34 protein-coding genes, 1 tRNA gene and 1 pseudogene are annotated in these 17,946 nt (G+C 28.1%); all 36 read left to right on the top strand.

Annotated features, from left to right (window positions below; translation table 4 throughout):
* Window positions 1–301: 301 nt before the first annotated feature.
* The 36 genes and pseudogenes from rpsJ (at window position 302) to rpmB (ending at window position 17,844) form a co-directional block, all read left to right on the top strand.
* Window positions 302–610 carry a 30S ribosomal protein S10 gene (gene rpsJ / locus ACXX89_RS03175; protein WP_436358809.1) on the top strand — a complete coding sequence of 103 codons (309 nt, stop codon included), beginning with the start codon at window positions 302–304 and terminating at the stop codon, window positions 608–610.
* A gap of 21 nt (window positions 611–631) precedes the next feature.
* Window positions 632–1,309: pseudogene (rplC, locus tag ACXX89_RS03170) on the top strand (50S ribosomal protein L3); the annotation flags it as partial.
* 119 nt (window positions 1,310–1,428) lie between these two features.
* Window positions 1,429–2,142, top strand: coding sequence for a 50S ribosomal protein L4 (rplD, locus tag ACXX89_RS03165; RefSeq protein WP_458557633.1), 714 nt, complete (start codon window positions 1,429–1,431; stop codon window positions 2,140–2,142).
* The gene (rplW, locus tag ACXX89_RS03160) at window positions 2,142–2,564 is read left to right on the top strand and encodes a 50S ribosomal protein L23 (RefSeq protein ID WP_458557632.1); all 423 of its coding nucleotides are present in this window, start codon (window positions 2,142–2,144) and stop codon (window positions 2,562–2,564) included. The genes rplD and rplW overlap by 1 nt, the downstream gene beginning before the upstream one ends.
* A gap of 59 nt (window positions 2,565–2,623) precedes the next feature.
* A complete protein-coding gene (gene rplB / locus ACXX89_RS03155) occupies window positions 2,624–3,469 on the top strand; it encodes a 50S ribosomal protein L2 (protein ID WP_436358812.1) in 846 nt (281 codons plus the stop codon).
* Window positions 3,469–3,744 carry a 30S ribosomal protein S19 gene (gene rpsS / locus ACXX89_RS03150; protein ID WP_458557631.1) on the top strand — a complete coding sequence of 92 codons (276 nt, stop codon included), beginning with the start codon at window positions 3,469–3,471 and terminating at the stop codon, window positions 3,742–3,744. Before rplB ends, rpsS begins: the two co-directional genes overlap by 1 nt.
* Window positions 3,744–4,082: a 50S ribosomal protein L22 gene (rplV, locus tag ACXX89_RS03145; RefSeq protein ID WP_436358814.1), complete on the top strand. Its 339-nt coding sequence runs from the start codon at window positions 3,744–3,746 to the stop codon at window positions 4,080–4,082. Before rpsS ends, rplV begins: the two co-directional genes overlap by 1 nt.
* Before the next feature lie 9 nt (window positions 4,083–4,091).
* Window positions 4,092–4,742, top strand: a complete 651-nt coding sequence (rpsC, locus tag ACXX89_RS03140; RefSeq protein ID WP_436358815.1) for a 30S ribosomal protein S3 — start codon at window positions 4,092–4,094, stop codon at window positions 4,740–4,742.
* Window positions 4,742–5,167 carry a 50S ribosomal protein L16 gene (rplP, locus tag ACXX89_RS03135; RefSeq protein ID WP_436358816.1) on the top strand — a complete coding sequence of 142 codons (426 nt, stop codon included), beginning with the start codon at window positions 4,742–4,744 and terminating at the stop codon, window positions 5,165–5,167. The genes rpsC and rplP overlap by 1 nt, the downstream gene beginning before the upstream one ends.
* Window positions 5,167–5,373, top strand: a complete 207-nt coding sequence (gene rpmC / locus ACXX89_RS03130; RefSeq protein ID WP_436358817.1) for a 50S ribosomal protein L29 — start codon at window positions 5,167–5,169, stop codon at window positions 5,371–5,373. The genes rplP and rpmC overlap by 1 nt, the downstream gene beginning before the upstream one ends.
* Complete coding sequence (gene rpsQ, locus ACXX89_RS03125) at window positions 5,373–5,642, top strand: 30S ribosomal protein S17 (protein ID WP_436358818.1); 270 nt, start codon at window positions 5,373–5,375, stop codon at window positions 5,640–5,642. The genes rpmC and rpsQ overlap by 1 nt, the downstream gene beginning before the upstream one ends.
* Complete coding sequence (gene rplN / locus ACXX89_RS03120) at window positions 5,642–6,010, top strand: 50S ribosomal protein L14 (protein ID WP_436358819.1); 369 nt, start codon at window positions 5,642–5,644, stop codon at window positions 6,008–6,010. Before rpsQ ends, rplN begins: the two co-directional genes overlap by 1 nt.
* Window positions 6,011–6,028: 18 nt before the next feature.
* Window positions 6,029–6,349: a 50S ribosomal protein L24 gene (gene rplX / locus ACXX89_RS03115; protein ID WP_458557630.1), complete on the top strand. Its 321-nt coding sequence runs from the start codon at window positions 6,029–6,031 to the stop codon at window positions 6,347–6,349.
* Between the two features lie 16 nt (window positions 6,350–6,365).
* Window positions 6,366–6,917: a 50S ribosomal protein L5 gene (rplE, locus tag ACXX89_RS03110; RefSeq protein ID WP_458557636.1), complete on the top strand. Its 552-nt coding sequence runs from the start codon at window positions 6,366–6,368 to the stop codon at window positions 6,915–6,917.
* 7 nt (window positions 6,918–6,924) lie between these two features.
* Window positions 6,925–7,110, top strand: a complete 186-nt coding sequence (locus ACXX89_RS03105; RefSeq protein WP_436358821.1) for a type Z 30S ribosomal protein S14 — start codon at window positions 6,925–6,927, stop codon at window positions 7,108–7,110.
* Between the two features lie 8 nt (window positions 7,111–7,118).
* The gene (rpsH, locus tag ACXX89_RS03100; RefSeq protein WP_458557635.1) at window positions 7,119–7,511 is read left to right on the top strand and encodes a 30S ribosomal protein S8; all 393 of its coding nucleotides are present in this window, start codon (window positions 7,119–7,121) and stop codon (window positions 7,509–7,511) included.
* A gap of 3 nt (window positions 7,512–7,514) precedes the next feature.
* Complete coding sequence (gene rplF / locus ACXX89_RS03095) at window positions 7,515–8,054, top strand: 50S ribosomal protein L6 (RefSeq protein WP_436358822.1); 540 nt, start codon at window positions 7,515–7,517, stop codon at window positions 8,052–8,054.
* Window positions 8,055–8,081: 27 nt separating this feature from the next.
* Window positions 8,082–8,435 carry a 50S ribosomal protein L18 gene (rplR, locus tag ACXX89_RS03090; protein WP_436358823.1) on the top strand — a complete coding sequence of 118 codons (354 nt, stop codon included), beginning with the start codon at window positions 8,082–8,084 and terminating at the stop codon, window positions 8,433–8,435.
* Window positions 8,436–8,437: 2 nt separating this feature from the next.
* Window positions 8,438–9,103, top strand: coding sequence for a 30S ribosomal protein S5 (rpsE, locus tag ACXX89_RS03085; RefSeq protein WP_436358824.1), 666 nt, complete (start codon window positions 8,438–8,440; stop codon window positions 9,101–9,103).
* 13 nt (window positions 9,104–9,116) lie between these two features.
* Window positions 9,117–9,560 carry a 50S ribosomal protein L15 gene (gene rplO, locus ACXX89_RS03080; RefSeq protein ID WP_458557629.1) on the top strand — a complete coding sequence of 148 codons (444 nt, stop codon included), beginning with the start codon at window positions 9,117–9,119 and terminating at the stop codon, window positions 9,558–9,560.
* Window position 9,561: 1 nt separating this feature from the next.
* A complete protein-coding gene (gene secY, locus ACXX89_RS03075) occupies window positions 9,562–10,989 on the top strand; it encodes a preprotein translocase subunit SecY (RefSeq protein ID WP_458557628.1) in 1,428 nt (475 codons plus the stop codon).
* Entirely contained in the window at window positions 10,983–11,624 is a 642-nt protein-coding gene (locus tag ACXX89_RS03070; RefSeq protein WP_458557627.1) for an adenylate kinase family protein, read from the top strand. The genes secY and ACXX89_RS03070 overlap by 7 nt, the downstream gene beginning before the upstream one ends.
* 1 nt (window position 11,625) lies before the next feature.
* Window positions 11,626–12,375: a type I methionyl aminopeptidase gene (gene map / locus ACXX89_RS03065; RefSeq protein WP_458557626.1), complete on the top strand. Its 750-nt coding sequence runs from the start codon at window positions 11,626–11,628 to the stop codon at window positions 12,373–12,375.
* A gap of 191 nt (window positions 12,376–12,566) precedes the next feature.
* Window positions 12,567–12,782, top strand: coding sequence for a translation initiation factor IF-1 (gene infA, locus ACXX89_RS03060; protein ID WP_436358829.1), 216 nt, complete (start codon window positions 12,567–12,569; stop codon window positions 12,780–12,782).
* 9 nt (window positions 12,783–12,791) lie between these two features.
* On the top strand, window positions 12,792–12,905 hold the full coding sequence (rpmJ, locus tag ACXX89_RS03055; RefSeq protein WP_027123513.1) for a 50S ribosomal protein L36: 114 nt from the start codon (window positions 12,792–12,794) through the stop codon (window positions 12,903–12,905).
* A 6-nt stretch (window positions 12,906–12,911) separates the two neighbouring features.
* Window positions 12,912–13,280 carry a 30S ribosomal protein S13 gene (gene rpsM, locus ACXX89_RS03050; RefSeq protein WP_436358830.1) on the top strand — a complete coding sequence of 123 codons (369 nt, stop codon included), beginning with the start codon at window positions 12,912–12,914 and terminating at the stop codon, window positions 13,278–13,280.
* 3 nt (window positions 13,281–13,283) lie between these two features.
* Entirely contained in the window at window positions 13,284–13,670 is a 387-nt protein-coding gene (rpsK, locus tag ACXX89_RS03045) for a 30S ribosomal protein S11 (RefSeq protein ID WP_436358831.1), read from the top strand.
* A 13-nt stretch (window positions 13,671–13,683) separates the two neighbouring features.
* On the top strand, window positions 13,684–14,691 hold the full coding sequence (locus tag ACXX89_RS03040; RefSeq protein WP_458557625.1) for a DNA-directed RNA polymerase subunit alpha: 1,008 nt from the start codon (window positions 13,684–13,686) through the stop codon (window positions 14,689–14,691).
* Window positions 14,692–14,693: 2 nt separating this feature from the next.
* Window positions 14,694–15,056 carry a 50S ribosomal protein L17 gene (rplQ, locus tag ACXX89_RS03035; RefSeq protein WP_436358833.1) on the top strand — a complete coding sequence of 121 codons (363 nt, stop codon included), beginning with the start codon at window positions 14,694–14,696 and terminating at the stop codon, window positions 15,054–15,056.
* Between the two features lie 141 nt (window positions 15,057–15,197).
* Window positions 15,198–15,632, top strand: coding sequence for a 50S ribosomal protein L13 (rplM, locus tag ACXX89_RS03030; RefSeq protein ID WP_436358834.1), 435 nt, complete (start codon window positions 15,198–15,200; stop codon window positions 15,630–15,632).
* Window positions 15,632–16,054, top strand: a complete 423-nt coding sequence (gene rpsI / locus ACXX89_RS03025) for a 30S ribosomal protein S9 (protein WP_436358835.1) — start codon at window positions 15,632–15,634, stop codon at window positions 16,052–16,054. Before rplM ends, rpsI begins: the two co-directional genes overlap by 1 nt.
* 58 nt (window positions 16,055–16,112) lie before the next feature.
* Window positions 16,113–16,189, top strand: a tRNA-Ile gene (locus tag ACXX89_RS03020).
* 241 nt (window positions 16,190–16,430) lie between these two features.
* The gene (gene infC / locus ACXX89_RS03015) at window positions 16,431–17,081 is read left to right on the top strand and encodes a translation initiation factor IF-3 (RefSeq protein ID WP_458557634.1); all 651 of its coding nucleotides are present in this window, start codon (window positions 16,431–16,433) and stop codon (window positions 17,079–17,081) included.
* Window positions 17,062–17,250, top strand: coding sequence for a 50S ribosomal protein L35 (rpmI, locus tag ACXX89_RS03010; protein ID WP_436358836.1), 189 nt, complete (start codon window positions 17,062–17,064; stop codon window positions 17,248–17,250). Before infC ends, rpmI begins: the two co-directional genes overlap by 20 nt.
* A 23-nt stretch (window positions 17,251–17,273) precedes the next feature.
* Complete coding sequence (gene rplT / locus ACXX89_RS03005; RefSeq protein ID WP_436358837.1) at window positions 17,274–17,627, top strand: 50S ribosomal protein L20; 354 nt, start codon at window positions 17,274–17,276, stop codon at window positions 17,625–17,627.
* Window positions 17,628–17,646: 19 nt separating this feature from the next.
* Window positions 17,647–17,844, top strand: a complete 198-nt coding sequence (gene rpmB / locus ACXX89_RS03000) for a 50S ribosomal protein L28 (protein WP_436358838.1) — start codon at window positions 17,647–17,649, stop codon at window positions 17,842–17,844.
* The last annotated feature ends 102 nt before the right edge of the window (window positions 17,845–17,946 follow it).

The following is a 17,946-nucleotide window of genomic DNA, read 5'->3' as shown; positions in this document are numbered from 1 at the left end:
TAGTAATACATTGAGCTAACCAATACTAATAAATTGATTGATTTAATAGCTAAAAATTTTAGGTATTTAATTTAATTTGAGAAGTAATTTGCTATTCAGTTTTGAAAGAACTATTTGCTCCTTAGAGGAGTTTTTTTATTATTTTTTAATTCACTTTTTTAAAAAATGTAGTATAATTTAAAAGTAAATTTAGACGTTGAAACATAAGGTTGCGATACTCCGAAATTAGTTGTTAGCAGAGTAACGGTTTTTATGTGGAGTCTAGTTCATCAAAAAAAGAACAGAAAGGACAACAATTTTAATGGAAAATAAGTTAAAAATTAAATTAAAAGCATTTGATCATAAAATAGTTGATAATGCATCACTTAAGTTAGTAAATTTATTAAAAGAATTAAAAGTAGATTTTAGTGGTCCAGTACCATTACCTACAAAAAGAGAAGTATTTACTATTTTACGTTCAGTTCATGTTAATAAAACATCACGTGAACAATTTGAAAGTAGAACACATCAAAGATTAATTGTTTTAAACAAATTTTCAAAAGAAGTATTAGACAAAATTAAGAGAGTTGAATTACCAGTAGGTGCTCAAATACTTATAGATACTAAATAAATAAAATAAGGAGGATCCAAGATGAAAGGAATCTTAGGAAAAAAAGTTGGAATGACTCAACTATATGCTGATTCAGGTATTTTATTACCAGTAACAGTTATTGAAGTTAAACCAAATGTTGTAACACAAGTTTTTTCAAAAGAAAAAGATGGCTACAATGCATTACAATTAGGTTTAGAAGACAAGAAAGTTTCTAGACAAAACAAACCAGAACAAGGTCATTTTAAAAAATCTAACACAGCACCTAAGCGCTTCGTAAAAGAAATTAGAGAAATGGTTGGATTTGAACTTGGACAATCAGTTGATTTATCTATTTTTTCAGTAGGTGAATTAATTGATGTTACAGGAACATCAAAAGGAAAAGGATTTGCTGGAACAATTAAAAGACATAACCAAGCAATCGGACCTAAATCACATGGTGGTGGGGGTGGATCACAACCATTAAGACAAACAGGATCTTTAGGAGATATTTCAGGAAACAAAGTTGTTAAAGGTATGACAATGCCTGGACAATTAGGAAATGTAAAAAGAACAGTTCAAAATCTTGAAATCTTAAGCATTGATTTAGAAAATAATTTAATTATAGTTAAAGGTTCAGTTCCTGGACCTAAAAAATCATTTGTTATTCTAAAAGAAGCTGTTAAACAATTACCTTCTAAAACACCTGTGCAATTAGTTAACCTAAAAGAGGCTTTAGAAAAAAATCATTTATTTGAATTAGCTAAAAAATATAATGTAGAACTACATATGGAAATGTCAGTAAAAGAAATGAAAGAATTATTAAAAGCAGCTGAAGATAAAGCAGAAGGAGATAAATAATGGAAAAGGTTGTTAAAAAAACATCAACAACTTCTAAAAAAGAAACATCGACAAAAAAACCTGTTTCTAAAACAACTAAAAAAGTAGAAGTTAAAACATCAAAAAAAGTTGATACTCCATTAGTAAGAAAAGAAGTTAAATTACCAAAAGAAGTTTTTGGAATTGAAACATTTAATCAACAAGCTGTATTTGATTCAATTATTGCTGAAAGAGCTTCAAGAAGACAAGGAACACATAAAGTAAAAAATAGAGCTGAAGTAAGTGGTACTGGTAAAAAACCTTGAAGACAAAAAGGTACAGGTAGAGCAAGAGCTGGTTCTATGAGATCACCAATTTGAGTAGGTGGTGGAAGAGCTTTTGGACCTACAGTGGAAAGAAATTATAATTTAAAAGTTAATAAAAAAGTTAGACAATTAGCTTTATTAAGTTCTTTATCACAATTAGCTAAAAACAAACAAGTTATAGTAGAGGAAATAAAAGTTGAAAAATATTCAACAAAAGAAATTGTTTCTAAACTAAAAGATTTACAAGTAGAAAAATTAAGAAATATTTTAGTAGTTTCAAATGATGAAAAAGTTTATATTTCTGCAAGAAATCTTCAAAATGTAAAAGTGACAAAAGTTACTTCATTATTAATAGAAGACTTAGTAAAAGCAGATATCTTGATTTTAAGCCAAGATGATATTAAATATTTAGAAGGGTTGGTTAAATAATGAATATTAATGAAATAATCAAATACCCAATTTTAACTGAAAAAAGTTATTTACAAATGAGTTCAGGAACATATGTTTTTGCTGTTGATAGAAGAACTAACAGAAGTGAAGTTAAAAAAGCAGTTGAATATATTTTTAATGTTAAAGTAGAAAAAGTAAATATTTTTAATGTTCCAAAAAAACCTGCAAAATTAGGTAGATATCAAGGATTTACAAATTCTTTCAAAAAAGCTATTGTTACTTTAGTTGAAGGACACACAATTGCTGTTCTAAATGAAGATTTAGAATCACCAGCACCAGAAGAACAAACAAATGTAGTGGAAGAAACTAAAAAAGAAACAAAAGTTTCTAAATCAGCATCAGAAGTTGATAAAAAAGTTGCAGAAAAAATAGCAGCTAAAAAAAATAAAGAAAAAAAATAATTCATAGAACTTTAAAGAAAAACAATATTTTAAAGTTATTAATAAAATAAGGAGAGAAAATGGCGATTAAACATTATAAACCAACTTCAAATGGTCGTCGTGGTATGTCTACCCTTGATTACAAGCAAAATTTATCAGGACACGAACCTGAAAAAAGCTTATTAGTTACATTACCTAAAAAATCAGGTAGAAACAATCAAGGAAAAATAACTACACGTCACAAAGGTGGAAGAAATAAAAGAAAATATCGTATTATTGATTTCAAAAGAAATAAAGATAATATTTTTGGAACAATTAAATCTATTGAATACGATCCAAATAGATCAGCTAATATTTCTTTAGTTGTTTATGCAGATGGTGAAAAACGTTATATTTTATCACCTAAAGATATTAAGGTTGGACAAAAAGTTATTTCAGGTGAACAAGTTGATATTTTAGTAGGTAACTCATTACCTTTATCAAATATTCCTGAAGGTACAGTTGTTCATAACATCGAAATGCAACCTGGAGGTGGAGGAATTATCGCTCGTTCAGCTGGGTCTTCTGCACAAATCCAAGGAAAAGATGAAGATGGAAAATACGTAGTTTTAAGACTAAAATCAGGTGAATATAGAAGAATTTTAGCAAAATGTAGAGCAACCATTGGAGTTGTAGGTAATGAAGAACATTCATTAGTTAACATTGGTAAAGCAGGAAGAAATAGACATTTAGGTATTAGACCTACTGTTCGTGGATCTGTAATGAACCCAATTGATCACCCACATGGAGGGGGAGAAGGGAAACAACCTATTGGTAGAAAATCTCCATTAACTCCATGAGGTAAAAAAGCTCTTGGTGTTAAAACAAGAAATAATAAGAAATCTTCAACAAAATTAATTATAAGAAGAAGAAAGGAAAGTAAATAATGGCTAGATCACTTAAAAAAGGTCCATTCGCTGATACATCTTTATTAAAAAAAGTTGAATTAATGAATGAACAAAAAAATAAAAAACCAATTAAAACATGATCTAGAAGATCAACAATCTTTCCTCAATTTGTAGGACTAACATTCCAAGTTCATAATGGAAAAATATTTAATGATGTTTTTGTAACAGATGATATGGTAGGACATAAATTAGGAGAATTTTCTCCAACAAGAACCTATACAGGTCATGGTGCTGATAAAGGGAAGAAAAAATAATGCAAAAAGCAATAGCAAGTGTTAAAATGCAAAGAGTATCTGCTCAAAAAGCTCGTTTAGTAGCAGATTTATTCCGTTATAAAAATACAACAGAAGCACTATCAATCCTACATAACACAAATAAAAAAGCATCAAAATTATTTATTAAATTATTAAATTCAGCAATTGCTAATGCAATTAATAACTTTGGTATGGATGGTGATAATTTATTTGTAAGTTCAGTTCAAGTTAATGAAGGACCTACATACAAAAGATTTCAACCAAGATCTAAAGGAACAGCATATTCAATTTTAAAAAGAACATCACATTTATCAATAACAGTAGAGGAAAGAAAGTAGGAAAATTTTATGGGACAAAAAGTTAATCCAAATGGTTTTAGATACGGTATTACTAAAAAACATAATGTAAATTGATTTGCTGATAAAGCTAATTTTGCTACTTACTTATTAGAAGATGTAAAAATTAGAGAATATGTTGAAAAATTTGTTAGAGATTATCAAATAGGACAAGTTGAAATTAGAAGAGATCAAAACAATAAAGTTACTTTAACAATTCATACAGCTAAACCTGGTGTAGTATTAGGTCAAGGTGGAGAAAATGTTAAAAAAATGACAACAGATATTCAAAAATTTGTTAAAAATAAAAAATTAAATTTATCAATTGATGTTGTTGAAATTCAAAAACCAGAATTAAACGCAAGATTAGTAGCTGAACAAATAGCTATTAAATTAGAAAACAGAGGATCATTTAGAGTAGCTCAAAAATTTGGAATTAAAGTTGCTTTAAAAGCAGGAGCTAAAGGAATTAAAACTCAAGTTTCTGGTAGATTAAACGGTGTGGAAATGGCTCGTGCAGAAGGATATTCTGAAGGAGAAATGAAATTACACACTTTAAGACAAAATGTTGATTATGCTCAAGCAACAGCTCATACAACTTATGGTGCTTTAGGAGTGAAAGTATGAATTTCTTTAGGAGAGGTTAAAGAGGGTGATAAATAATGTTACAACCAAAAAGAACCAAATATAGAAGAAATTTTAGAATTTCACACGATAAAAGAGAAGCACATAAAGGAAATAAAGTTTCATTTGGAGAGTTTGGTTTACAAGCAACAACTTCTGCTTGAGTAACAGCTAGACAAATTGAATCTGCAAGGATTGCTATCACAAGAAGAATGGGTCGTGAAGGAGATGTTCATATTAGAATTTTCCCTCACTTATCATTAACTTCTAAACCTATCGGAGTACGTATGGGATCTGGTAAAGGTTCTCCTGAAAAGTGAGTAGCAGTTGTAAAAGTTAATACAATGATGTTTGAAGTTTCAGGAGTAAAAGAAGAAATAGCTAGAGATGCTTTAAGACTTGGTGGACATAAATTACCAGTAAAATGAAAAATAGTTAAAGCAAATGAAGAAGGGGATGAATAATGGAATTTAAAGAATTAAAAAACAAATCTCTTTCAGAACTAAAACAATTAGTAGCTGAACACAAAGCTGAGTTATTTTCTTTAAGATTTAAAAATGCTACATCACGTTTAGATAAAACTCATCAAATCAAAGAAATTAGAAAAAATATTGCCAGAGTTTTAACAGCTATACAACAAAAAGAAAACAATGATAAAGGTGGAAAATAATGGAAAGAAAAAATACAAAGAAAACATTAATTGGTACTGTTGTTTCTGATAAGAATCAAAAAACAATTATTGTTGCAGTAGATTCTTATGTTAAACACCCTTTATATGGAAAAAGATTTAAAGTTACTAAGAAATTTGCAACTCACGATGAAAAAGAAGAAGCTTCTTTAGGAGATATTGTTAAAATCAGTGAAACAAGACCTTTTTCAAAAACTAAAACATTTAGATTAGTTGAAATTCGTGAAAAAGCAAAAGAAGGAGCTAAATAATGGTTCAAGAACTCTCAAGATTAGTTGTTGCAGATAACTCAGGTGCAAAAGAAGTGGGTTTAATTAGAAACTTAGGTGGTTCAGTTAAAAAAACTTCAAATATTGGTGATGTGATAGTTTGTTCAGTTAAAAAAGCTCTTCCAAACGGAATTGTAAAAGAAGGACAAGTTGTGAAAGCAGTTATTGTTCGTTCAACTTATGGAATCAAAAGAAAAAATGGTTCACATATAAAATTTGATGACAATGCGGTTGTTATTATTAAAGAAGATGGTTCTCCAAGAGGAACACGTGTTTTTGGTCCAATAGCTAGAGAAATAAGAGACAAAGGATATTCCAAAATTGTTTCACTTGCACCAGAGGTTTTATAGAAAGGAATAATTATTGATATGAAAATTAGAAAAAATGATGAAGTAATAGTTATTTCAGGATCACATAAAGGAAAAATTGGTCAAGTTTTAGAAGTTTATCCAAAAACACAAGAAGTTAAAATTAAAGATATTAATAAAAAAACTAAACACCACAAACCATCACAATCAAGAAGTGAAGGTTCAATTGAGGTTGTTGAATTCCCATTACACGTTTCAAAAGTATCTTTATTAGTTAAAAAAGCTACTAAAGATAAACCAGCTCAATATTCAAAAATAGGTTACAAAATGATAAATAATAAAAAAGTGCGTTTTGTTAAAAAAACAGGGAAAACAATTTAGTTAGAAAGGTAATTTTATAAAGATGACATTAAAAGAAAAATACGAAAAACAAGTTAAAAAGAATTTACAAGAAAAATTTGCTTATACATCTGTAATGCAATTACCTAAAATTGAAAAAATTGTTTTAAATATGACAGCTGGAAAAGAAGTAACTAATTCTAAAGCTATAGAAGAAGTTATGAATGAAATGGCATTAATTTCAGGGCAAAAACCTTATCAAACAGTTGCTAAAAAATCATTAGCTTCATGAAAATTACGTGAAGGAATGCCAATGGGAGCAAAAGTTACATTAAGAAGAGAAAGAATGTGAGAATTCTTAGATAAATTAATTAATGTAGCAATTCCAAGAATTAGAGACTTTAGAGGTGTAAATCCTAAAGCTTTTGATGGAAGAGGAAATTATTCATTAGGAATTAAAGAAGAAATTATTTTCCCAGAAATTAGTTTCGATAAAATTAGAAAAATTAAGGGATTGGATGTAATTATTGTTACAACAGCAAATACAGATAAAGAAGCAAAATTTTTATTAGAACAATTAGGAATGCCTTTTGGTAAGGCAGAAAAATAGGAGTAAAATGGCAAAAACATCATTAAAAGCAAAAGCTAAAAAACATAAAAAATTCAAAGTTAGAGAATATACAAGATGTGAATTATGTGGTCGTCCACATGCTGTTTTAAGAAAATTTAAAATCTGTCGTATTTGTTTTAGAAAATTAGCACATGAAGGAAAAATTCCTGGTATTAAGAAAGCGAGTTGATAATTATGGCTATAATTACAGATCCAATTGCAGATATGATTGTAAGAATCAAAAATGCATTTATGAGAAAACACAAATTTGTTGAAATCCCACATTCTAATAAAAAACACAAAATTTTAGAAATCTTCAAAAAAGAAGGTTATATTCAAAATTTTGAAACTCAAGGAGAAGGTGTAGAAAAAAAACTTGTTGTAGAATTAAAATATAAAGGTACAACAAGTGCTATTACTGGAATTAAAAGAGTTTCAAAACCAGGATTAAAAGTTTATTCATCTGTTGGAGATTTACCAAAAGTACTTTCAGGATATGGAACAGTTATTGTTTCTACATCTAAAGGTTTATTAACTGATAAAGAAGCTAGAAAGGAAAATGTTGGTGGTGAAATTATCGCCTTCATTTGATAATTTATGTCTAGAGTAGGAAAAAGAGTTTTATTAGTTCCAGAAGGAACAGAAGTATTAGTTAATAATAATTTAGTTACTGTTAAAGGTAAATTAGGACAATTAAAAAGAGAATTTTCTAATTTAATCAAAATTAAAGTAGAAAATAATCAAGTTACAACAGAAAGATTAAACGAAGAAAAACATACAAAGCAATTACACGGTACAACTAATTCCTTACTTGCAGGAATGATTAAAGGTGTAACCTCTGGTTTTTCAAAAGAAATAGAAATTAAGGGTGTTGGTTACAAAGCTACATTAAAAGGTAACCAAATTGAAATTTTAGCAGGATATTCACACCCTGTATTAATAGATGTTCCAAATACTTTAAAAGTAGAAGTTCCAAAACCAGTTTCCATAATTGTTTCTGGTATTGATAAACAACAAGTTGGACAATTAGCTGCTGTTATTAGAAGTGTTAGAAAACCTAATCCTTATTCAGGAAAAGGTATTATGTATAAAAATGAAAACATTAGACGTAAAGAAGGGAAAAAAGCTTCTAAATAATTTTAGAATAGAAGCGAGGTATTATCAATGGCTCAATTATCAAGAAATAAAGCTAGAATTAAAAAACATCATAGAATTAAATCTAAATTAGTTTTAGGTACAGCAACCAAACCACGTTTATCAGTTTTCAAATCACTAACAAACTTTTATGCACAATTAATAGATGATACTAAAGGAGTAACAATAGCATCTGTTTCAACTTTAAAACACAAAGAATATAGCGGAAATATTAAAGTAGCTGAAATACTTGGAAAATTAATGGGACAAAAAATTAAAGAATTAAAAATTGAATCAATTGTATTTGATCGTTCAGGTTATATTTATCATGGAAGAGTAAAAGCATTTGCAGAAGCAGTTAGAAATGAAGGAGTTAAATTTTAATAATGGAAAATAAAGAAATTAAAAAAGAAGTTGTTAAAAAAGCAACTCCAACTAAAAAAATAGAATCTTCAAGAGAACCAAAAAAACACTTCCATTCTAAAGACAAAGATTCAAAAACATCTAATAATAATCGTAAATTCTCAAGACCAAAAAAAGAATTTAACAAACAACCTTTCCAAAATGAATTCGAAGAAAAAGTAATTGATGTTGCAAGGGTAACTACTGTTGTTAAAGGAGGAAGAAGATTTTCTTTCTCAGCATATGTAGTGGTTGGTAATAAAAAAGGAAAAGTTGGTTTTGGTCACGGAAAAGCTAATGAAGTGCAAGATGCTATTAAAAAAGCAGTTAAAGATGCACAAAACAATTTAATAACTGTTCCAGTGGTAGAAGAAGCTGCAACAGTACCACATGAAATTAAACAAAAATTCTTAGCATCTAAAGTACTATTAAAACCAGCTCCAAAAGGAAAAGGAATTATAGCATCTGGTACAGTTCGTGCAGTTGTAGAATTAGCAGGATATTCAAACATTTATACTAAAACTTATGGTTCAAGAACAAAAGCTAATATCGTTAGAGCAACAATCATTGCTTTACAAAATCTTAGAACAGTAGAAAAAATTGCTGAATTAAGAGATATTAAAGTAGAAGATTTGTTAAGCAATAAATAGTCCAGGAGGAAAAATGTCATATAAATTACATACATTACAATACACTGAAGGTTCAAGAAAAGAAAAACACCGTAAAGGTCGTGGACATGCAGCTGGTAAAGGAAAACAAGCTGGTAGAGGACAATCAGGACAAACAAAACGTGGAACTGTAAGACCTGGATTTGAAGGAGGACAAAACCCTCTCTTCAGACGTTTACCAAAAATCGGTTTTAACAATGTTAATAAAGTTGAATATCAAGTTATATCATTAGAAAAATTAGATTCTACATTTAAAGATGGTGACAAAGTAACATTAGAAATGTTATTTGAAACTAGATTAGCAAGAAGAAAAACAATGCCTGTAAAATTATTATCTTCAGGTACATTAACTAAAAAAATATTTATAGAAGTTAATGCCGTTTCAAACTCAGCAAAAGAAGCGGTAGAAAAATTAGGTGGAAAAGTAGAATTGGTTTAAGATGTTTTATAGATTAAAAAAAGTATTAAACTGGATAGGATTAATCTTTTCAAAAATCTATTTAAATATAAAACATAAAATTCAAACATTTTCCAAAGAAAAAATCTTAACTAAAAAAATATTATTTTCTATATGAATTTTAGCTATTTTTGTTATAGCAGGTACAATCACATTACCTGGTGTATTTATAAATAAAAATGCTTCTTTAGATTCTAATTCATTTTTAGGAATAATTAATATTGTAGGTGGTGGAGGGTTAACTAACTTTTCAATAGTAGCCTTAGGAATAGGACCATTCATAACAGCATCTTTGATTATGATGGTCGCTCAAACTAAATTATTTCCACCAGTTCATAGGTTAAGTCAATCAGGACCGCTAGGTAGACGTAAAATAAATATTATTACAAGACTTTTAACTATTTTTATAGCTATAGCTCAATCAATTTTCTTAATTAGAACATTGTTTGATGCCAATTTAGGAGCACAAAGTTTTGTATATTTAAGCAACAATGCAGCTTATTATAAATACTTTATTTTACCTTGTATACTTATTAGCGGTTCTTTGTTTTCTTTATTTTTAGGAGAACAAATTACTGAAAAAGGAGTTGGTAATGGGACTTCACTTTTAATTTTTACAGGAATCGCAACACGTTTACCAAGTAAATTAAAAGGAGCCTTTAATTACTTTATTTCAGGATCTAATTCAGACTCTTTGATTAGTAATATAATTTTCTTTGGAGTTTATATTATTGGTTTTTTAGTTTTAATTTTTATAGTTGCATATGTTTATACTGCAGAAAGAAAAATACCTATTCAACAAACAGGATCTGGAATGACTAAAAATGTTAAAGATATTTCAGTATTACCAATTAAAGTAAATCCAGCAGGTGTTATGCCAATCATTTTTTCTTTAATTGTTTTATCTTTACCAACTTTAATAGTAGGACTTCTTGATCCATACACTTCATCTACAAGATATTTTGTAGAAAGAAGTTTAAGATTAACTGATCCAATTGGATTTAGTCTATTTATAGTTATTACCTTTTTATTTGCAATTGGTATGGGATTACAACAGTCTAGAGTGGATAAAATTTCAGAAGATTTTGGAAAAAATTCAACCTTTATTCCTGGAATAAGACCAGGAGAACAAACAGAAGATTATTTAATTTCTGTTGTTTTAAGACTTTCTATTTTCTCTGCATTTTATCTTGTAGCAATTGGTTCTTTAGAACCTATTATGCAAATGTTTGGAATGCCACGGAGCATTACATTTGGTGGAACTTCTATTATTATTTTAATAACCACAGCATTAGAAACAATAGGTCAAATTAAAGCAAGAAGACAATCAGAAAAAATTTCACAAAAAAGAAGAAAAATTAGTAAATCATTTACTAAACAAAATAAAAATAACGGAGATTTATTATGATAAAAAACATAATTTTTTTAGGTGCACCAGGAGTTGGAAAAGGAACTGTTGCATCATTACTTGCAAAAGAAATTGATTTTATTCATTTATCAACAGGAGAAATTTTTAGAACCGCAATTAGAAACCAAACTAAATTAGGTTTGGAATTAAAAAATATTGTTGAAAGTGGTAGATATGTTCCTGACAATATAACTAATGAAATAGTAAAAGAAAAGTTAGAAGAATTAAACAAACAAAACGTTAACTTTATTTTAGATGGTTATCCAAGAACAATTAATCAAGCAGATTTTTTATCAAATTTAAGCACTTCTCAAATAAAAAATGTTATTTTATTACAAGCTCCAAGTGAAGTTATTATTCAAAGACTTTCTAAAAGAAGATATTGCCCTACTTGTTCTGCAACTTATCATCTTGATTTCAAACCTTCTGCAAAGCAATTACTTTGCGAAAATGATGATACAGTTTTATTACAAAGAAAAGATGATGAAGAAGAAGCAATTATTCGTAGATTAGAAGTTTATAATAATGAAACAAAAGTATTAATAGATTATTATAAAGACAAAAATCTGTTAATCACTATAGATGCAACACAAACTCCAGAATTAATAGTACAAAAAATAGTTAAAGAAATTTTATAAAATGAGCAAATTGATAAAAAAAGATTTTGAAATAGAATTAATAACTAAATCAGCCAATATTCTTTCAGAAGTAAAAAAAATAGTTTATGATGCAATAGAAGAAGGAGTTTCTTTATTGCAATTAGACAAACTTGCTTATGATGAAATTATCAAAAGAAACGCAGAACCAGCTTTTTTAGGCTACCAAAATTTTCCTAACACAATTTGTGCTTCTTTAAATCATGAGTTAATTCACGGAATTCCGGATCAAAGAATTTTAAAAACAGGGGATTTAATTTCTATAGATTTAGGAGTTAAATATAAAGGATATTATTCAGATTCTGCCTTTTCTAAATCAGTTGGAAAAGAAAAAAATCTTGAAAACGAAAAACTGATTTCTGTTGCAAAAAGAGCAATAGATGCCGGTATAAATGCAATCAAACCTGGAGCTAGGATAGGAGATATTTCTAAAGCAATTTCCAAGGTTATTTTTGAAAACAAAATGTTCACAACAGAGGAATTTTGTGGTCATGGAATTGGAAAAAAACTTCATGAAGCACCTGATGTTTATAATTTTTATACAGGAGATAAAGGGATTTTGTTAAGAAATAATATGGTAATTTGTATAGAACCTATGATTTTACAAGAAAGTCCGGAAGTTAAAATACTAAGTGATGGTTGAACTGTGGTCCCAAAATATAACCGTAAAAAAACAGTTCACGTGGAAGAAACTATTTTAATTAAAAATGGAAAAGGAATAATTTTAAGTTAATTCAAAGAGTTGGAAAAATTCAAAAATTTAGTATAATTTTTAATGTTAATTATACAAGCCTGGCATAAGGTAATGCCGAAATAAGTCCAGGTATTTCTTTAAAGGGCACAATTACTTTTAAAGAAATAAAATAATAATAAATACCAAACATTAATTGTACAAATAAAAAACCAAAAGAGGTATTTCAATAAATGGCAAAAGATGCAATCAAAATGACAGGTAAAGTAATTCAAGCACACAATTCTAGTGAGTATGAAATTTTATTAGAAAATAATGCTAAAATTCAAGCTCACATTTCAGGAAAAATGAAAATGTATCACATTAAAATAATTCCTGGAGATAGTGTTGATGTTGAAATTAGTCCTTATGATTGAACAAAAGGAAGAATTGTTTATCGTCATAAATAAAGGAGATTTATGAAAGTAAGAGCATCAGTTAAAAAGATGTGTAAAGACTGTAAAATAATCAAAAGAAATGGAATAAATAGAATCATTTGTATTCTACCAAAACACAAACAAAGACAAGGTTAGGAAAATATGGCTAGAATTTTAAACATAGAAATTCCAAATAATAAGAGAGTTGTTATTTCTCTAACTTATATTTTTGGGATAGGAAAATCAAGAGCTCAAGAAATTTTACAAAAGGCTCAAATAGACGAAAATATTCGTGTAAAAGATTTAAGTGAAGAACAATTATCAAAAATAAGAGATATAGCTTCACAATATACAACAGAAGGTGATTTACGTCGTGAAGTAGCTATTAACATTAAAAGATTAATGGAAATTAAATGTTATAGAGGAATCAGACATAGAAAAGGATTACCAGTTCGTGGTCAAGTAACTCAGAAAAATGCACGTACAAGAAAAGGACCAAGAAAAACTGTTGCTGGAAAGAAAGGTAAATAAGATATGGCTAGAAAAGTTAAAAGAAAAAATATTACTAGCGGAATCGCTCACATTCACTCAACTCACCAAAACACAATTGTAACTTTTTCAGATGAAAAAGGTAATGTAATTGCATGATCTTCATCTGGTGCTATTGGATATAAAGGGACAAAAAAGAAAACTCCATATGCAGCAGGATTAGCAGCAGCAGCAGCATCTGAAGCAGCTAAAGAACATGGAATTAAAGAAGTTAAAGTTGAAATTAAAGGTTTAGGACCAGGAAAAGATGCAGCAAGAAAACAAATTGAAGTTTCAGGTATTACTGTTACTGAAATTAAAGATGTTACACCTATTCCACATAACGGAACAAGACCTCCAAGAAAAGTAATCAAAAGAGAAACAAAAAGATAGGAGTTGTTAAGTTATGCAAAAAATGGCAAAAGTAAATTACAAAGAAGAAAAAGAAAATAAACATTCAGATTATTTCACTTCTTTTGTTTTAGAACCTTTAGAAAGAGGATTTGCTAACACTTTAGGTACAGCTTTAAGAAGAACAATATTATCTTCAGTTTCTTCAGTTGCTCCATTTGCAATTAGAATTGAAAAAGTAAATCACGAATTTCAAGCAATCGACAACGTAGAAGAAGATGTAGTTACTTTATTAAATAATTTAAAGAAAGTAAAGTTTATTTATAATAAAGAAGTTTTTATTGATAAAAAACCTGTAAGAGTTTCATTTAATTATGATAAATTTACTGAAAAAAATATTTTTGCAAAAGATATTCAACTACCAGCAGGAGTAACTATTGTAAACCCTGATCAACAAATCGCAACTCTTTCTAAAGCAAACGCTTTAAAATTCGAAATGTTTTTATTATCAGGAAGAGGATTTGTTTCTTTTGAAGACAACAAAAAAAATATTTTAGAATATGGTTCTGAATTAGAATCAAATTTAAAATCAGGAACCATTTTAGCAGTTGATTCAGATTTTTCACCTGTTACAAATGTTCAATATAAATTTAGTGAACTTAACTCAGCTTCTAACATTATTCAAGAAAAACTAGAATTTAATGTTAAAACAGATGGAACAGTAGAAGCAAAAGAGGTTATTGCTCAAGCTGCAAAAATTTTAATTGCACATTTGAAAATAGTTTCAAATACTGAAAATTTAGAAATTAATGAAAAAGACTATTTTGAAGAAGAAAAAGTTAAAGAAGAAACTCCTAAAGATAAATCAATTGATATTAATGATTTAAGTTTAACAGTAAGATCATTAAATGCTTTAAGACGTGCAGGATTTAGAACTGTAGCAGACTTAGAAAAAATTGATGAAGAAGAATTAAATAATGTTAAAAATTTAGGTAAAAAATCCGTTCAAGAAATTATTGAAAAATTAGCTGAACGCGGTATTTCACTTAAGAAAGGAGACTAAAAATGGCTAATCCAACACAATTATTTAGAAGAAATTCAACTTGAAGAAAACACGTTTTACGTTCTTTATCTACAGATGTTATTGTTCACGGAAGAATCACAACAACAGAAGCAAGAGCTAAAGAATTAAGAAAACACGTTGAGAGATTAATTACAAAAGCAAAAACTAATACACTTGCTTCTCGTCGTTTAGCAGCTGCATTTTTAAGAGATGTAAAAACCAGTGATGGTAAATCAGCATTATCATATTTATTCGATGTAGTAGGACCAAAATATAAAAGTCGTAATGGTGGTTATACAAGAATAATTAAATTGCCTGCAAGACAAGGTGATAATTCTAAAATGGCTATTATCGAATTAGTTTAAAATATGAAAATAACCGTTTTTGGTTATTTTTTTTTATAAAAGATTTGGTTTTATAAAAAAAAGTATTATAATTTAAAAGCAATATTTATTAAATACCTGTTACATTATTAAATAAATTATTAAATTATCAAGGAAGGAACAATGAGACAAACAACTATTGTTAAGCATCTTGAAACAGACAAAAAATGATATGTTATTGATGCAGAAGGACAAGTTTTAGGGCGTTTAGCAACTTTAGCTGCTACTTATTTAAGAGGAAAAAATAAACCTACATTTACTCCAAATGTTGATATGGGAGATAACATTATTGTTATAAATGCAGAAAAAGTAATTTTAACTGCAAACAAAGATGAAAATAAAATTTATTATTCACACTCAGGTTATCCAGGTGGATTAAAATCAATTAAAGCAAAAGATTTAAGAGCAAAAAAACCAGCAGCTATTGTTGAAAAAGCAATTAGAGGAATGTTACCACACACAAAATTAGGAAATAGACAAAGAGTAAATTTATTTGTATATGCTGGACCTGAACATAAACATGAAGCACAAAAACCAATGAAATTAGAGGTTAAATAATGGCTAAAGAAATGAAAAATCAAAAAATGTTAACTGGAACATTCTATCGTGGTTTAGGAAGAAGAAAATCTTCTACTGCAAGAGTTATCTTAAAACCAGGAAAAGGAAAATTTACAATTAATAAAAGAGAAGCTAAAGACTATTTAATGTCAGATCTTTTAATTAAAGATGCTTTACAACCTTTAACTATTACAGAAACAGAAGGAACATGAGACATTATCGTTAATGCTTCTGGTGGTGGTTTATCTGGGCAAGCTGGAGCAATTAGATTAGGAATAGCAAGAGCTTTATTAGAATCTTCAAAAGATTATAAACCTAATTTAAGAGAAACAGGTATGTTAACAAGAGATGCAAGATCTAAAGAACGTAAAAAATACGGACTTAGAAAAGCACGTAGAGCAAGACAATTTTCTAAACGTTAATATAAAACACACATTTTGTGATATAATTTGTATGCAATTTGCATATAAATTTATTAATGGGAGCGTAGCTCAGACGGTTAGAGCACACGACTGATAATCGTGAGGTCGATGGTTCGATTCCATTCGTTCCCACCATTTCAAATTTTGACCAAAAGCAATTATTTGCTTTTTTTATTTGCTTTTTTTGCAAAAAAATATATAATTTAATAGCAATAGATAAAAATTGCAGAAAGTAGATTAATCTCTCACCTAATGGTTATTCCATGGGTATGCTACAATTTTGTTTATAAACTATTTTATTATTAAATTGTATCTAATTGAGAGAAAGTGGTGTATTACCACTTTATTTTATTTAAATTCGTAAGGAGAAAGAGTTATTAGTAAATTAAATAACAATTTTGGGAATAAAAAAAAGCCACAACAAGAACATTTTGTTAATGAAAATATTCCCTTTTCAAAAATTTTCGTAATAAATTCAGACAACAGTCAAGTTGGTGTTCTTTCTAAAAATGAAGCCATTGAAATGGCGAAAGAACAAAAAATGGACTTAGTTATTATTTCTATTGATAATTCAGGTGACAAACCTAAGCCAATAGGAAGAATAATGGATTATGGAAAATTTAAATATGAAAGAAAGAAAAAACAAAAGGAAGTAAAAGAAAAACAAACTTTTGTTAATAATAGAGAAATTAGACTAACTCCAGGAATAAACATTAAAGATATAGAGACCAAAGCAAGAAAAGCTAGAGAATTTCTTTTAGATGGAGATAGAGTAAAAATTTCTTTAAAATTTAGAGGTAGAGAGGCTTCTAGACCTGAACTTGGTAAAGTTGTTTTAGATAAATTTTATGAATACATTTCTGACATAGCTAAAATTACAAAAGATGCACAGCAAAATGAAAGATTTTTAGATATGTATGTTGAAAGGGATAAAAAGAAATTACCACATTTGACAAGTTCTAAAAAAGAAAAAGAATTAAAACAAGAAGAGAAAGGTAAAACCGAAAATGCCAAAAATGAAAACTAAATCCTCTTTAAAAAAGAGATTAAAAGTTACAGGAAGTGGAAAAGTTAAAAGAGGACAAGCTTATAGATCTCATTTAGCTCAAAACAAAACAACTAAACAAAAAAGACACGCAAGAAAAGCTACATTAGTTTCTGCATCAGATTTAAAAAGAATAAAAGGTTTATTTTAATAACATAGAAAGAGGTAACAACAATGAGAGTTAAAGGTGGAACTGTTACAAGACAAAGAAGAAAAAAATGATTAAAATTAGCTAAAGGATATTGAGGACATAAATCAATAGGATTTAAAGTTGCAAAACAAGCAGTTGTTAAATCTTGAACTTATGCTTTTAGAGATAGAAAACAAGTAAAAAGAGATTTTAGAAAATTATGAATAGCAAGAATTAATGCTGCTTCTAGACCTCTTGGAATTACATATTCTCAATTAATTAACGGACTTAAAAAAGCTAATATTGAAGTTAATAGAAAAATGCTTTCAGAACTTGCGATTCATCATCATGAAGTTTTTGAAACTATCATTAAACAAGCAAAAAGTGCTTTAAAATAATTAGAAAAGGAGAATAAATATGGCAAGAAAAGATGCAATAACAGGAAAAGGTCCTATGGTGGGAAATAAAAGATCTCACGCTTTAAATGCTACTAAAAGAACTTTTAGATTAAACTTGCAAAAAATGAAAATACTTAATGAAAAAGGGCAAGTTGTTACAATTAAAGTAAGTGCAAAAACAGCAAGAACTTTACGTAAAAACGGTAAATCAAACTAGTTTTTAATTAATATAACAAAAAATAACCTAAAAATTTTTAGGTTATTGGTAGTGTAAGATATTTTGTGTAAATTTCTCTTGCTTACTTTTTAGTAAGAGATT

The sequence above is a fragment of the Mycoplasma sp. 1012 genome, from assembly GCF_054343455.1.
Note: the sequence above shows the minus strand (reverse complement) of the source record. Positions and strands in the feature narration are given on the sequence as shown.